At 74.2% G+C, this 15,244-nt stretch carries 7 protein-coding genes; all 7 read right to left on the bottom strand.

The window, feature by feature from the left end:
- Positions 1-87 precede the first annotated feature (87 nt).
- The 7 genes from NQZ70_RS52795 to glp all read right to left on the bottom strand — a co-directional run bounded on the left by NQZ70_RS52795 (position 88) and on the right by glp (position 15,236).
- On the bottom strand, positions 88-4,125 hold the full coding sequence (locus tag NQZ70_RS52795; protein WP_129581003.1) for a kelch repeat-containing protein: 4,038 nt from the start codon (positions 4,123-4,125) through the stop codon (positions 88-90).
- Between the two features lie 14 nt (positions 4,126-4,139).
- Positions 4,140-6,446 (bottom strand): kelch repeat-containing protein, encoded by a 2,307-nt coding sequence (locus NQZ70_RS52790; RefSeq protein WP_129581002.1) that lies wholly within the window; start codon positions 6,444-6,446, stop codon positions 4,140-4,142.
- Positions 6,443-8,680 carry a kelch repeat-containing protein gene (locus NQZ70_RS52785; RefSeq protein WP_165374608.1) on the bottom strand — a complete coding sequence of 746 codons (2,238 nt, stop codon included), beginning with the start codon at positions 8,678-8,680 and terminating at the stop codon, positions 6,443-6,445. The genes NQZ70_RS52790 and NQZ70_RS52785 overlap by 4 nt, the downstream gene beginning before the upstream one ends.
- Complete coding sequence (locus tag NQZ70_RS52780; protein WP_129581000.1) at positions 8,677-10,983, bottom strand: kelch repeat-containing protein; 2,307 nt, start codon at positions 10,981-10,983, stop codon at positions 8,677-8,679. The genes NQZ70_RS52785 and NQZ70_RS52780 overlap by 4 nt, the downstream gene beginning before the upstream one ends.
- A 195-nt stretch (positions 10,984-11,178) precedes the next feature.
- Positions 11,179-12,144, bottom strand: a complete 966-nt coding sequence (gene gspC / locus NQZ70_RS52775) for a type II secretion system protein GspC (RefSeq protein ID WP_129580999.1) — start codon at positions 12,142-12,144, stop codon at positions 11,179-11,181.
- Between the two features lie 215 nt (positions 12,145-12,359).
- The gene (locus NQZ70_RS52770) at positions 12,360-13,946 is read right to left on the bottom strand and encodes a BNR repeat-containing protein (RefSeq protein WP_129580998.1); all 1,587 of its coding nucleotides are present in this window, start codon (positions 13,944-13,946) and stop codon (positions 12,360-12,362) included.
- Between the two features lie 60 nt (positions 13,947-14,006).
- Entirely contained in the window at positions 14,007-15,236 is a 1,230-nt protein-coding gene (gene glp / locus NQZ70_RS52765) for a gephyrin-like molybdotransferase Glp (protein WP_237244873.1), read from the bottom strand.
- Positions 15,237-15,244: the final 8 nt, after the last annotated feature.

Here is a 15,244-nt window from a genome sequence, read left to right as displayed (position 1 = left end):
CAGCCCAGGGCATCCGTGCTACCACGCCGGATTGTTGCGCTCCCACAGGACGGGTTGGACCAGGCAGGCCGGCCCCCCCACGCCACGTCAGAACGTGTAGCGCATCCCGATCTTGGGCGCGATCACGACCATCACCGTGCCGGCGAGCGACTCTTGCTCGAACCTGGCAAAGTACCCGCGACCGGGGTCGATCCGGCCGTAGGCGCCCTCCGGGGGGTTCGTCCACACGGGCTCGTTCAGCCGGACCAGGACCGCCGCCGCGAGGCCGGCCGTCACCTCGAGGTGATCCCCGAGGCGCAGGCCGCCGCGCACCTCCGGCGTCATCACGAAGAACCTGGCGGGGTCCTGCGCCACCGTGGGATCGAGGTGGAATTCCATGCCGCTGCTGGAGGTGAACGTGCCGGTGCGCTCGTCGCGCACGGTGCCGAGCAGGGCGCCGGCGCCGAGCCGGACCGAGAAGCGGTGGCGGTCGCCGAGCGACAGGCCGGCCCAGCCGCCCGCCAGGAAGCCGCGGAGCGCGAGGGCGTCGTCGGCCTCGCCGGAGCTGTCCGGCAGGGGGTCCTGGATCTCCAGCGACATGCGCCGGGCGGCCACCGTCTGGTGCACCTGGAGGTAGCCGGTCGTCACGCCGAAGCCGAAGCCGGACCAGAGCTCGTAGCCGGCGTGGACCGCGCCGAGGCCGCCTGCGCCGACGCCCAGCGAGCACGACCCGCTGCACTGGACCGCGGCGGCGCCGCCGAACGACGGCAGGAACGCCGGGCCCACGTCGAGCTCGACGAGGAACCGCCCCGGAGAGCGCCCGAGCTCCACGCGCTCCAGCGGCACGGGGACGACCTTGCGCGCGCCGCGGGCGAGGACCGCCTCGCGCCGCGCGGTGACGAAGCCGCCCGCGGCGACCTCGATCCGGTGCCGGCCGGGGCTCAGGCGCCCCTCCCAGATGCCGCTGCCGAGCGCCACGCCGTCGACGGTGACGCTCGCGCACACCGGCGTGGGCTCGATCCGGAGCGTCGCGCTCAGCTCCTCGGCGCGGAGGGCGAGGGGCGTCGTCTGCTTGAGCCGGATGATCACCGAGGCGGGGATGGTCCCGAGGTCGCCCGAGCCGCGCAGCACCACCGTGTGCTGGCCGGGCGAGAGCGGCCCCTCCCACGGCGTCTTGCCGACGGTGTAGCCGTCGACGAGCACGTCGAGCGCCTTGCCGTTCCGCTCGGTGACGCGCAGGCGCCCCGACTCGACGAGCTTCTGGAGGCGCGACAGGATGCGGACCACCTGCCCTCCGGCGACGTCGACGCGGGTCTCGAACGGCTCGAAGCCGTCCTTGTAGACGCGGATCACGTGGCTGCCCGCGCCGACGCGCAGCGGGGCGGGCAGCGGATAGTCGCCGCGGTGCTGGCCGTCGACCATGATCGAGGCGCCGATCTCGGCGTCGGCGACGTCGACGGTGCCGACCAGCCCGCGCAGCCGCACGACGGCCTGCTGCGCGGCGTTCCTGGTCTCCGGCGGCAGCCGCTGCGCGAAGTCGGCGAGCAGGGTCTCGAAGAGCGCGAGCGCCTCGTCGTAGCGGCGGAGCTGCTGGAGGCACAGCGCCGCGCTCGAGGTGGCGCTCCAGGTCGGATAGTCCTGCCGCGACGCGAGGAACTCGGCGAGCGCGGGCTCCCAGGCGCCCTGGCGGTACAGATCGAGGCCGCGCTCGAAGTGGGCGCGCGCCTCGGCGACGGGGTTCGCGGCGGGCGGAGGCTCGGCGGCGTCCGAAGGCAGCGCGATGGCGGGCGGCGACGCCGGAGCCGCGGCGGGCGGCGGCGCCGGGGCCGCGGCGGCGGGCGGCGACACCGCGGGCGGCGCGGGGGAGGCCGGCGCCGCGGCCGGCTGGGCGAGCGCGGCGGCCTCCGCGCCGAAGGCGGCGGCGAGCGCGACGAGGGTGCCGAGCGCGCCGGCGGCGCGGCGTCGCCGGCGGCGCGCGACGCCGAGCGCGAGGAGCAGCGCACCGGCGGAGCACGCCGCGACGGGGGCGGCTCGGCCCGGCCCGGCGCTGCAGCCGGACGCGGCGTCCGGCGCGGGCGGCGCCGGGACGCAGTGGCCGCGCAGGTTGCAGACGTGGCCCGGCGCGCAGTCGTCGATCGAGGCGCAGCTCTGTCTGCAGGCGCCGCGCTGCGGATCGCATCGATAGGCGACGCAGGGCACGCTCACCTGCGTGGGACACGCGGAGGACGCAGGCGTGCACCGCACCGCCTCGAAGATGCTGAGGTCGCCGTCGCACCTGGAAGGCGCGCAGATCGAGCCGGCCTTCGCCGCGCTGCCTGCCTCGCCGCAGCGCCCCTCGGTCCCCAGGGCGCCGCAGGTGCCGCAGGGACAGGGCACGTCACAGCAGGTGCCGTCGACGCAGATGTCGGGGGACAAGCAAGCGGTCGTCGCGGTGCACGCCTCCCCTCGGGCCAGGCCGAACCGCTCGGTCTCGGCGAGCGTGATGTCGGAGTAACTCCCCCCTGCCACCAGCACCTCGCCGCTCGACAACAGCGTGGCGGTGTGCCCAGCGCGCGGGGAGCTCATGGAGGTCGTGACGGCCCAGGTATCGACCGCCGGGTCGTACCGCTCCGCGCTGCTCAGGTAGAAATAGCTGTCGGTCAATCCGCCCGCGAAGAGGACCGTGCCGTCGGGTAGCAGCGACGCGGTGTAGGCCGTCCGCCCGCGGTTCATCGGGCTCGTGAGCGTCCAGCTCCCGGCCCCCGGCTCGTATCGCTCCGCGCTCGCGACACAGGTGCCGTCAGGATGCCGGCCGCCCGCCACCAGGACCTCTCCATTCGGCAGCAACGTCATCGTGGTAGCACCGCGCGCGTGGTTCATCGGAGCCGTGAACTCCCATCGATCGACCTCGGGGTCGTACAGCTCCGCGGTGGCGAGCGCGCCGGGAATGTAATGTCCGCCCGCCACGAGGACCTTGCCGTTCGAGAGCAGCGTCGCCTTGTGCCCGGCGCGCGGGTCGCCCATCGGAACCGTGGACTCCCACTGGTTGGACTCGGGGTCGTACAGCTCCACGCTCTCGGTAAAGAAGCTGTTCTGGCCCCCGCCCGCCACGAGGACCTTACCGCTCCGGAGCAGCGTCGCCGTGTGCGCGATGCGGGCGAGGAGCATCGTCGCCGCGTCGGTCCATGCGCCAGTCTCCGGATGATACAGCTCCGCGGTGTCGAGGACGATGTCCGCCTCCTGGAAATTCGCCACCGCACCGCCCACGACGAGGACCTCGCCGCTCGGGAGCAGCGTCGCCGTGTGCCCGCCGCGCGCGTGCTTCATGCTCCCTGTGAAGCTCCAGGAGTCGGCCGCCGGGTCGTACAGCTCCGCGCTGTCGAACGTGGCGATCCTCTCGTGGATGGAGTCGTCGTCCCACCCGCCCGCCACGAGGACGAGGCCGCTCGGCAACAGCGTCGCGGTATGACCTTTCCGCGCGACGTTCATCGCGCCATGGGTCAGCACCCACGCCGGGTCGACGAGCACCGCCTCGCCGCCCGCGTCCGCCGACAGCTCGATGCGCGAGCCCCGCGCCCTGAGCGCCGTGGCCACAGGCCGCCCCGACGCCGCATAGGCCCGCGGCGCCGAGACGCGCAGCACCGCCGTCCCCCTCCCCGCCTCGACGAGCTCCACCGCCTCGCCGCGCTCGCGGAGCGTCGCGCCCTCCACCTCCCACGCCGCCACCGCCTCGCCGCCGCGCGCGACGCCCTCGTCGAGCAGCAGCCACTCCTCCACGCCGCGCTCGGTCGCCGACCAGAACGACGTCCCCCCGCTCCGCCGGTAGGCCACGGCCTGCTCCACCGGTATGCCCTCCCCCGCGGCCCCGAGCTCTCGCACCCGCACCTCGACCCCTGCCGGCGTACGGAACCGGATCGGCTCGCTGCCCTCCCGGGGCAGCACCACGTACGGCCGCGCCGGTCTCCCGTTCACCTCCGCCGAGCCCAGATGAAACCCCTCCTCGTCGCCGGCGAACGCCTCGCGCGCCTCGAGCACGGCCGCGGACTGGTCCGGGAACCGGCGGCGCAGGCCGGCGGCGGACGGTGACTCCGGCTCGGCGCTGCAGCCGGAGAGGCATGCGGCGGCCCAGAGCAGCAGGGTGGAGCGCGGCAGAGCGCACCTGAGCAAGCCGAACGGTGACATCAGGAGCCCCCCCGCCGCCGTGTGAATTGGCCTCGAAAGACCGAAGCTCTCCGCTGCGCGACGGCGAGGAGCGCAAGGAGCGCGGCGCCCAGGCCCGCCCTGGAGGCGCTCGCCGCCGCGGTGGCTGGCCCGGCGTCACAACCCGGGCTCGCGGCGGGCGGAGGGAGCACGCAATGGCCCAAAAAGTCGCAGACATGGCCCGGCGCGCAGTCCTGCGGCGAGCTGCACTCGACCTTGCAGGCACCGCTGGCCTGATCGCAATGGTAGGGCCCGCAGTCCAGGACCTCCTGGCCCTCGCTGCTCGAGCCCGCGCAGCTGGCTCCATCGGCGGGGCAGAGGACCTGCGCCGCGCTGTGCGTCTCGTCGCGGCACTGCGCCGGGGCGCACACGCCGTCCTTCGGCACGGCGAAGCAGGCGCCGAGCCCGTCGCACGATCCATCACAGCCCTCGCGCGCACATTCGCCGCGAGCATCCGAGCCCTTCGGCTGGAGGACACAGCGGCCGAGCGACGAGGGCATGGCGCACGTGTGACAGGGCTCGGAGCACCGCGATTCGCAGCAGACGCCGTCGACGCACGCGCCGAGCCCGCACTCGGCGTCCGACGCACACTTGAGTCCGAAGATCGAATACCGCTCTGGGTACTCGGAGTCGCCGACCAGCAGCACATCGCCGCTCAGCAGCCGTGTCGCGGAGTGGTCGTCGTGCAAACCGTTCGTGGGTGTCGTCTCGGTCCAGGTGCCGGCCTCCAAGTCGTACAGCTCCACGCTCCTGAAGGACCCGCTGTTCGAGAAGAAGGGCTCACCCGCGACCAGGACCATGCCGTTATGCAACGTCGTCGCGCTGGGCGAGTTGCGCAGTCCGATCATCGGGCCCGTGGGGGACCAGGTGCCGGTCTCCGGGTTGTATCGCGCCGCTCCCAGAGTGCCCACGGCCAGGACCTCGCCGCTCGGCAGCGGCGCCATGACGATGGGGGCCCAGGAGAAACGACTGCCTCCGGGCAGCGACCCCGTGGGCGTCCAGGTGTTGGTCTCCGGGTCGTACAGCTCCGCGCTCCTGAGCTCATGGGTGAACTCCACCCCTCCCGCCACGAGGACCCCGCCGCTCGACCCCAGGCGCACCGCAGCGTGGCCTTCGCGAGCGTCGTTCATCGAAGCCGCGGAGGTCCACGTGTCGGTCATCGGGTCGTACAGCTCCACGCTGGCGAGCGTGCTGGTTCCCACCGCTCCGCCCGCCACGAGGACCTTGCCGCTCGAGAGCAGCGTCGCGGTGTGCTCGTTCCGTGACGTGGCCATGGATGCTCTGGACTTCCAGGTGCCGACCTTCGGGTCGTAGAGCTCCACGGTGTCGACGGGCACGGCCCCGGAGAGGCTGCGCTGCCCCCCGAGCACGAGGACCTCGCCGCTCGCCAGCAGCGTCGCGGTGTGGCGGTAGCGCGCTGCGAGCATCTGGCCGACGAGGCTCCAGGTGTCGTCTGTCGGGTCGTACAGCTCCGCGCTGGCGAGAGCCTCGGGCAAGCTGCTACCGCCCGCCACCAGGAGCTTGCCGCTCTGCAACAGCGTCGCGGTGTGATGTCGCCTGAACTTGACGTTCTTTCGCCCCGCCGGCTCCCACGCGGGATCCACGAGCGCCGCCTCGCCGCCCGCGTCCGCCGACAGCTCGATGCGCGCCCCCCGCACCCGGAGCGCCACGGTCACGGGCCGCCCCGTCACCGCATAGGCGCGCGGCGCCGTCACGCGCAGCACCGGCGCCCCGCCCTGCTCGTCCAGGAGCTCCACCGCCGCGCCGCGCTCGCGCAGCAGGGCCCCCTCCACCTCCCACGCCGCCACCACCTCGCCCGCACGCGCGACGCCCTCGTCGAGCAGCAGCCACTCCTCCACGCCGCGCTCGGTCGCGGACCAGTACGACGTCCCCCCGCTCCGCCGGTAGGCCACGGCCTGCTCCACCGCTGTGCCCTCCCCCGCGGCGCCGAGCTCTCGCACCCGCACCTCGACCCCCGCCGGCGTGCGGAACCGGATCGGCTCGCTGCCCTCCCGGGGCAGCACCACGTGCGGCCGCGCCGGTCTCCCGCTCACCTCCGCCGAGCCCAGGTGAAACCCCTCCCCGTCGCCGACGAACGCCTCGCGCGCCGACAGCACGGCCGCGGACTGGTCCGGGAACTGGAGGCGCAAGGCGGCGGCGGACGCAGGCGGATCCACCTCGGCGCTGCAGCCGGAGAGGCATGCGGCGGCCCAGAGCAGCGGGGTGAAGCGCGGAAGGGCGCGCTCGAACGAGCCGGACGGGGACATCAGGAGCAGCTCCTCTTTCATGTGGGTTTCCCTCGGGGAACGAGGAGGGCGGCGGCGAGCCCTGCCAGCGGGAGGGCGGCCGCGCGCCGCCGCCAGCGCGCAGCGCCGAGCACGGCGAGCAGGAGCCCGAGGCCGCGCGCCGCGCCGCAGGGCGGCGAGCCCGGCGCGGCGCGGCAGCCCGAACCGGCGCTCGGCGCCGGCGGCGGTCGGACGCAATGGCCCCGGAGGTTGCAAACGAAGCCGGTCGCGCAGTCGTCGATCGAGCTGCAGCCCGTCCTGCAAGCGCCGCGCTCCGGATCGCAGCCGTAAGCGATGCAGTCGACGACCTCCTGCTCCGGACAGGCGGCGGACGCGGGAGAGCACAGCGCCGGCGCGAGGCTGCGGGTCGCGTCGGCGCATCCGGCCGGCGCGCAGATCATGCCGGCCTTCGCCCGGCTGCCTGGAGAGAGGCACTGGCCCTCCGGGCTGCATTCTCCGCAGGGGCAGGGCGCGTCGCAGCAGATCCCGTCCACGCAGAAGCCGCCGTCGGGGCAGTGCGCATCCGCCGTGCACGCGTCGCCCAGGATGGGGACGAACCGTTCGGCGCTCGCGAGGGCGGGCAAGAGCCCGTCCATGCCCCCCACCACCAGGAGCGGACCGCCCGGGAGCAGCGTCGCGGTGTGCTGATAGCGCGCGTACTTCATCCCGGTCGAGAAGGTCCAGGTGTCGGTCTCCGGGTCGTACAGCTCGGCGCTGTAGAGCCGTTTGGCGCCGATGCCGCCGCCCGTCACCAGGACCTTGCCGCTCGACAGCAGCGCCGCGGCAGGACCGCGGCGCGCCGAACGCATGGTGGACGTGACGGTCCAGGCGCCGGTCTCCGGGTCGTACCGCTCCGCGACGTCGAGCGCGCCATCGCGGTTGGCGCCGCCGGCGACCAGCACCTCGCCGCTCGGCAGCAGCGCCGTGGCGTGACCGAGGCGCGCGAACTGCATCGCGCCCGTCAAGGTGAACGTGCCCTCCTCCGGATCGTACAGCTCCACCCGCGCGATGGGGCGGCCGTCGAGGCCCCCTCCCGCGATCAGGACGCGACCGCTCGGCAGCAGCGTCGCGGAGTGCTCATCGCGCGGGATCTGCATCGAGCCCGCGAGCGTCCACGTGTCCTTCTCCGGATCGTACAGCTCTGCGCGCTCGACAGGCTCGCCCTCGCGGACGCCTCCCGCCACCAGGACCTTGCCATTCCGCAGCAACGTCGCCGTATGACCGGCGCGCGTCACCTTCACCGGAGCCGTGTACGTCCACGTCTCGGTCGCGACATCGTACAGCTCCGCGGCCCTGTCCGCGGGTATCGGGGGGGCTTCGAACCCTTCGCTGCCGCCCACCACGAGGACCTTGCCGCTCGGCAGCAGCGTCGCGGTATGGAAGGCTCGCGGGCGGTCCATCGGAGTCGTGCTGAGCCAGACGTCAGGGTCGTCGTACAGCTCCGCGCTGGCAAGGTAGGTCCCCGGGCTCCGACCGCCGACCACAAGGACCTTGCCGCTCGGCAGCAGCGTCGCGGTGTGCCGAACGCGCTTGGCGCTCATCGAGCCGGCCGGCTCCCACACCGGGTCGGCGAGCACCGCCTCGCCGCCGGCGTCGACCAAGAGCTCAATGCGCGATCCCCGCACGCGGAGCGCCACGGGCACGGGCCGCCCCGAGGCCGCGTACGCGCGCGGCGCGCTGACCCGCAGGAGGGGCGCCCCGCCCAGCTCTCCCACGAGCTCGACCAGCGCCCCGCGCGGCCGCGGCGTCGCTCCCTCCACCTGCCACGCCGCCACCGGCTCGTCGCCGTGCGCGACGCCCTCCTCGAGCAGGAGCCACTCCTCCGCGCCGCGCTCGGTCGCGGTCCAGAAGGACGTCCCGCCCGCGCGCCGGTAGGCCACGGCCCGCTCGAGCGCCACGGCCTCCCCCGCGGCGCCTTGCTCCCGCACCCTCACCTCGATGCCCGCGGGCGTGCGAAACCGGATGGGCTCGCTGCCGGTGCGGGGGAGCACGACGTGGAGCCGGGGGGCGCTCCCGCGCGGCTCCTCCGCCGCGTCCAGGCGATACCCCTCCGCGTCGCGCACGAACGCCGCGGGCCCTGCGAGCACCGCGGCGGCATGCTCCGGGAACAAGCGGCTCAGGGCGGCGGACGCAGGAGGCTCCGGCTCGGCGCTGCAGCCGCAGAGGAGCGAGAGGACCGAGAGCAGGCGAGGGGCGCCCCGATGGATCCCCTGGAGAGCGCAGCGCGGGCGGATCATGCGCCCTCCGCCGCCGCCGCCCGTCCCGCCCGCGAGCCCCGCGATCTCCGCTGCGCTGCCGCGAGCAGCGCGAGGAGCAGCGCGACCAGGCCGCCTCCGGACGCGACCGCCGCGCCGTTCGCGGCGCCGCAGCCGCGGCTCGCGGCGGGCGCAGGGCGGATGCATCGGTTGCCGAAGCTGCACGCGAAGCCCGGCGCGCAGTCCAGCGGCGAGCTGCAGCGCTCCTTGCACTTGCCGTCCCGGAAGTCGCAGCTGTATGGCGCGCAGTCCTCCACCGCCCTCGCCTGGCGGGTCGAGTCCGGGCAGGCGGCGCCGTCCGCGGGGCAGAGGATGGGCATGCGGCTGTGCGTACCGTCGGTGCATTCCGCCGGAGCGCACTCGGCCTCCCTCGGCACGGCGGCGCAGGCGCCGAAGCCATCGCACGCACCGTCACAGCCCTGGTGCGCACACTCGTCGCGGAGATCCGACCCCTTCGGCTGCGGCACGCAGCTGCCGAGAGCCGAGGCCAGGGCGCACGTATGGCACGGCTCGGTGCAGGCCGAGTCGCAGCAAACGCCGTCCACGCAGACGGCGAGCGCGCAATCGGCGTCCGACGCGCACGCGGCGCCGACGCTCGTGTACCGCTCGGAGTACTCCGAGGAGCCGCCCGCGATGAGCACCTGACCGTTCGGCAACGACGCCCCGGTGTGGGCCTGGTGCCCCTCGGTCATGGGCGGGCCCGGGGACCAGAGGTTTGTCGCCGGGTCGTACACATCCGTGCTCTTGCCGGAGCTGCCGTCGATTCCGCCCGCGATCAGCACCTTGCCGCTCGGCAAAAGCGTCGCGCTGTGGAGGACACGCGGGATGCTCATCGGGCCCGTGGGCGTCCAGGTGTCGGTCACCGGATCGTACACCTCCGCGTCTTCCCCGGCGTCGGCGCCCAAGCCGCCCGCCACCAGGACCTTGCCGTCCGAGAGCAGCGTCGCGGTGTGCGCGACGCGCGCCGAGTTCATGCGCGCCGCGAGCTTCCAGGTGCCGGAGGCCGGATCGTACAGCTCCGCGCTGTCGAGCGGGATCTCGATGTCATCGGCCGAGCCGGGCCAGCCGTATCCGCCCATCACCAGGACCTCGCCGCTCTTCAGCGCCGTCCCCGTGTGGGAGTAACGCGGGATGGTCATCGGCGCCGTGAGGGTCCAGGTGTCGAGCACCGGATCGTACAGCTCCGCGGTCTCCTCGAACACGTCCGGATGCCCGCTCGCCACCAGGACCTCGCCGTTCGGCAGCCGCGTCGCGGTGGCGTAGGCGCGCGGCGTGACCATGGGCGCCGCGGGGGACCAGCTGTTGGCCGCGGGATCGTACAGCTCCGCGCTCTGCGCGGACATCGAGTCGGCATATCCGTTTCCACCCGCCACCAGGACCTTGCCGTTCGAGAGCAGCTCAGCGACGTGGAAGACGCGCTCTCTGCTCATCGGCGCGGCGAGGGACCAGCTGCCGCTCTCCGGATCGTACAGCTCCGCGCTGCTGGTAAGCATCGTGCCGACGCGGACCCGTCCCCCCACCAGGAGGACCTGACCTCCGGGCAGCTGCGTCGTGGTGTGGTACGTGCGATCGGCGCTCATGCTGCCGGCCGGCTCCCAGGCCGGATCGACGAGCACCGCCTCCCCGCCCGCGTCGCCCGCGTCGCCCGCGTCGATCGACAGCTCGACGCGCGCCCCCCGCGCCCGCAGCGCCACGGCCACGGCGCGCCCCGAGGCCGCGTACGCGCGCGGCGCCGTCACGCGCAGCACCGGCGCGCCGCGCGCCTCGTCCACCAGCTCCACCGCCGCGCCGCGCTCGCGCAGCAGCGCCCCCTCCACCTCCCACGCCGCCACCACCTCGCCGTCGCGCGCGACCCCCTCCTCGAGGAGCAGCCACGCCTCCACGCCCCCGTCGGTCGCCGTCCAGAACGACGTCCCGCCCGCGCGCCGGTAGCTCACCGCGCGCTCCGCGATCGCGCCCTGGCCCTCGGCGCCGAGCTCCCTCACCCGGATCTCGCCGCCGTTCGCGAGCCGGAACCGGATCGCGTCGCTCCCGTCCCTCGGCAGCTCCACCTCCGGCCGCGCAGCCCGCATCCAGGCCCCGCCGGGCTCGGTCGCCGCCAGCCGGAACCCGCCTGGCGTCGGGGTGAACGCCTCGCGCGCCGACAGCACGGCGTCCGCGTGCTCCGGAAAGCGCAGGCGCAGCGCCGCAGCGGAGGAGTCCTCCGGCTCCGCGCCGCAGCCGCCGAGGAGCAACGCGACCGCGAGCAGGGGTGACGGAGTCGGGAGCGATCGCCTGGATGTCAAGGATGGTGCTGGCACGTCGCGTCTCGTCGCGCCGAGTAGAGCAGCCTTGCCCTGGCCCGCCTAGCCTCCCGCCGCGGCGCCGTCGTCAAGCGACCGCCATGCCGCGGCGAGCCTCGAGGCCGGCCGTCGCCGCTCGCGCCCTCCGCGGCAGAATGGAGCGCCGCGGCCCGCCCGGGCCGCGGGGGGCGGCTCGCGTCAGCGGATGTTGACCCTGAGCCTCACCGGGCGGCCGTCGCGCTCGACGACGACGGACAGGCTCTTGTCGGAGCGCATGCGCGCGTAGGCCATCATCGCCTTCTGTGGGTCGGTGAGGTCGATGCTGTTGATCGACTTCACGAGATCGCCGCTCTGCAGCCCGAACGACTCGAGCACCGAGCCCGGCTTGATCATCATCTTCAGCCCGACCACCTGGTTGTCCCGCATCTCCGGGATCGCCGCCGAGGTGGTCGTCACGATCTCGGGCTGCTCGAAGATCTTCTCGGCGGCCGATCGATCGATGTCGATCTCGGTGTCGCTCACGCGCTTCATGCGCGAGGCGATCTCGGGCGGGACGTCGCTCCTGCCGGACGCGCGCGAGGGGGGCGCGCGGGGCGGATCCGGCGCCCTGGGCTGCGGCTCGGCCGCCTTCTTGCCGTCATTGTCGCTCTTCTTGCCGAGCTGCATCTGGCAACGCGTGCCGCCCGACGTCATCCACACCCGATCCCAGGCGATGTGCTCGACCTTCCGGCCGCCGATCTCCCCCCCGCGCCGCCCGAGCGCCGTGCGTCCGCCCTCTGCCTCGACGGCGGCGAACGACCATTCCGGGTCCTCGGACACCGCGATGAGCACGACGCGGCCCGTATCGCACGGCGGCGCCAGGTAGGGATCGCGCTGGGAGAGATCCGCCTGGCCGGCGATCGCCGCGCTCGGCCGAGGCACGAGCGGCCCTGTCGTGGAGTCGAACGGATTGCGCTCCAGGATGGGCGCCGCGCTCGTCGCGCGGTCCTCGGCGGGCGGCGCCGGGGCGGGCGCGCTCTCCGGGAAAGCGGGAGGGGCGCCGTCCCGCGCGATCTGATGGGCGATGAGCTGAGCGACCCCGGAGGCCTGATAATACGCGGAGACCGCGACCATTCCTCCAACGATGAATGCGAATCCGCGCTTGACGAACGCGTCGGGGTTCATTGGTAACGCTCCTCGTGGCGGGAGCGCGCCGGGGCTCGCGGCGCGCGCGTCCCTTGCCGCCGCGGAGGCCGCGGCAGTGCACGCCCTCGCCACCGGCAAGACCGCGCGTCAGGGCGAGCACCGAGCGTGCCCGCGCACGGGTCATCGCCGCGGTCCGGGCGGCATTCGGCCCGGACAGGCGCGCGCTCAGCGGGGAGGAGCGCTGTTCGCGCGGCTCACTTCAGGGAGTACTCGAGGCCCCAGATGTTCACGGATCCCCGCTCGGGATAGTACACGGTGAGCTCGTCCGAGGCCTCGAGCCGGGCGGCGTCGATCAGGGGATCGGAGAAGAACCGGCCAGCGTCGGAGGCGTCGAGGAGCGTCCAGGTCGCATAGCCGTCGCTCGGCGAGGCGCCGGCGATCCGCAGATCGGGGAGGATCGCGTAGACGTTCTCGGTGGAGGAGATCGCGAGCTTTCCCCGGAAGTTCTCGATCGCGCGCAGGCCGAGGCCGTGGCGCGTCCAGGTTCCCTCCGGATCCCGGACGTAGTGGAAGAACTCGCTGCGCGCCCGCGCGTTCGTGAAGTTCGCGTCGTCGGCCGCGGCGTCGGGCAGGTGCGAGAGCAGCACGTGGACCCGGCCGCTCTCGTCGACGGTCATGTGCTCCTGGTTGATGAGCCCTCGGTTCTGGCCGATGGCCCACACGGACAGGCCCTTCGTGCTCCGCGTGACGAAGGAGGCGCCGGTGGTCGCGACCTTTTCCCCTGCATTGTTGTGCCAGGTGCGCCCGTGATCGTCGCTGTAGACGTAGAGGAGATCGTGGTTCGTGGTCGCGTTCGGCGTGTCCCGCCAGCACCAGGCCGCGTGGAGGCGCGAGCCGCCGCGCGTGTACGCGAGCCCGTGCAGGTAGGCGTTGATGCTGGCGTCCGTGCCCTCGATGTACTCGCCGAGCGCGCTCCAGGCGTGCGCCGTCGTGTCGTATTCCCACAGGTGCTCGTCGCCGCTGCCGCTCTCGCCGATCCGGGCGCTCAAGAGGAGCTTGTCGCCGCCGGGCTCGGTGACGAACCGCGGGTAGGTGACGAGGGTCACGGTGGTCGAGCCGACGAGCGCGCTCGAGACGGCGCCGAAGCTCGCGGCGGCCCAGGCGGTGCCCTCCGGGTCGGTCAGGAGGCCGGTGACCGAGCGGCGATAGTGCAGCGTGCTGCCGTGGTGATCGAAGGCGAGGTGGAGCGTGCCGTCGCCGGGCGCGATCCCGAGAGAGATGGTGTTGTGGGCGTCGTCGGCGCTGAGCCGGTAGTCCTTGAAGTCGAACTTCTGCCATTCCCCGGCGGCCCCTCCGGGGCGGGCCGGCAGCTGCCGTCGCGCGAGGACGACATTGCGATTCGTGTTCCAGAAGGCCGTGTACTGGTAACCGCCGAAGGAGACGATCGCGTCTTGCTGGAACGATTCGCCGTTGAGGTAACCGCCATACGACACCACGGTGAGGCCCGACTCGGCGAGCTTGCCCTCGGCGCGCTTGAGGATCCCCGGCGCGACGGCCTCCGCGCCGCCGCCGCCGGAGGTCGCGCCGCTCGCGGTCGTGCCGCTCGCGGTCGTGCCGCTCGCGGTCGTGCCGCTCGCGGTCGCGCCGCCGCCCACGCCGGTGGATCCGGGGGGCGCAGCTCCCGCGCTGCCGCCGCCGCCGAGGCCCGCGCCGCCCCCGCCGGCGCCCCCGCCCGAGGCGGAGCCTCCGGGCGTCGAATCGCGCTCGCCGTCGCCGCAGCTCGCCAGGCAGCCTGCGGCGATGAGGACGAGCCGCAGGAAGGGGGAAAAGCGAAGGTTCATGGGTCTTTGCCCGAGGCTACTGCCGTTCTGCGGCGGCACCAAGCGCGGTCCCGCCTCGCCTCACGCGTCGTAGAGCAGCACCTCGACCTCGGCGCCCTCTGCCACCGCCGCGTCCTCGGCGCGCACGAGGACCACGCCGTCCGCGCGCGTGGTCGACGACAGGATCGACGCGCCGCTCGTCGCGATCGGAAACACCTGGTCTCCCTCGACGCGCACCCGCACGTAATCGACGCGCCCCGGCAGCGAGGCGATCTCGCGCGCCACCACGCACCGCCGCCGCCGGTGCGGCCACGCGCGCGGCAGGCCGCCCAGGGCGCGGAGCGAGGGGCCCGCGAAGAACTCGTAGGCGCACAGGCACGACACCGGGTTTCCCGGCAGCAGGAACACCGGCCGCTCACCCGCCAGAAACCCGAACCCCGCGGGCTTCGCCGGGCGCATCGCGACGCCGTGGACCGCCACCTCGCCCAGCTCCGCGAGCACGAGCGGCGCATGGTCCTCCGAGCCGACCGACGACCCGCCCGAGACCAGCACCACGTCCTCGCCGGCCGCCGCGAGGGCGCTCCGGACCGCCTCGCGCTGGTCGGGGACATACGCGACCTCCACGTCCTCGACGCCGTCGCGGCGCGCGAGCGCCGACAGCACCAGGCTGTTCGCGTCGACGATGCACGCCCCGCTCGGCGCGCTCCCCGGAGGCAGGAGCTCGTCGCCCGTGATCAGGATCCGCACCGACGGCCTCCGCACCGCGCGCACCTCGGCGACCCCGGTCGACGCGAGCACGCCGACGTCCTGCGGCCGCAGCCGGCGCCCGGCCGGCACGACCTCCGCGCCCTCCATCACGTCCTCGCCGATCGACGCGACGTGCTTGCCCGCCGGCACGGGCGCGCGCACCCGCACCACCGCCGCCCCGTCCGGGCCCGCCGCCTCCTCCGCGTGCTCCGCCATGAGCACCGCGTCCGCCCCGTCGGGCACCGGAGCGCCGGTCGTGATCCGCACGGCCTCCCCCGGGCGGATCGCCCCCGCGTGAGGGCGCCCGGGGAACGACGCGCCCACGAGCGCGAGCTCGACCGGCGCGCCGGCGGCCGCGCCGCAGGTCGCCCCGCCGGCGAGCGCGTACCCGTCCATCGCCGCGCGCGCGAAGTGCGGCACGCTCGCCCGGGCGAGCACGCGCTCGGCCGTGACCCGCCCCGCCGCCCGGGCGATCGGCACCGGCTCGTCGCCGAGCCGCCGGATCCGCTGCCCGAGCACCTCGAGCGCCCGCTCGACCGTCGTCTGCTCTCGGAAACCTCGCATCCGGACGT

Source organism: Sorangium sp. So ce836 (assembly GCF_028553905.1).
In the GTDB taxonomy this organism is placed as follows: Bacteria; Myxococcota_A; Polyangia; order Polyangiales; family Polyangiaceae; genus Sorangium; species Sorangium cellulosum_D.
The sequence above is the reverse complement of the archived record's forward strand: the minus strand, read 5'-3'. Positions and strand labels throughout refer to the sequence as shown.

Bases quoted from the DNA above. Each gene is read 5' to 3' on its own strand.
- NQZ70_RS52790 (WP_129581002.1), bottom strand. From the start codon at position 6,446: ATGAAAGAGGAGCTGCTCCTGATGTCCCCGTCCGGCTCGTTCGAGCGC.
- NQZ70_RS52785 (WP_165374608.1), bottom strand. From the start codon at position 8,680: ATGATCCGCCCGCGCTGCGCTCTCCAGGGGATCCATCGGGGCGCCCCT.
- gspC (WP_129580999.1), bottom strand. From the start codon at position 12,144: ATGAACCCCGACGCGTTCGTCAAGCGCGGATTCGCATTCATCGTTGGA.
- NQZ70_RS52770 (WP_129580998.1), bottom strand. From the start codon at position 13,946: ATGAACCTTCGCTTTTCCCCCTTCCTGCGGCTCGTCCTCATCGCCGCA.
- glp (WP_237244873.1), bottom strand. From the start codon at position 15,236: ATGCGAGGTTTCCGAGAGCAGACGACGGTCGAGCGGGCGCTCGAGGTG.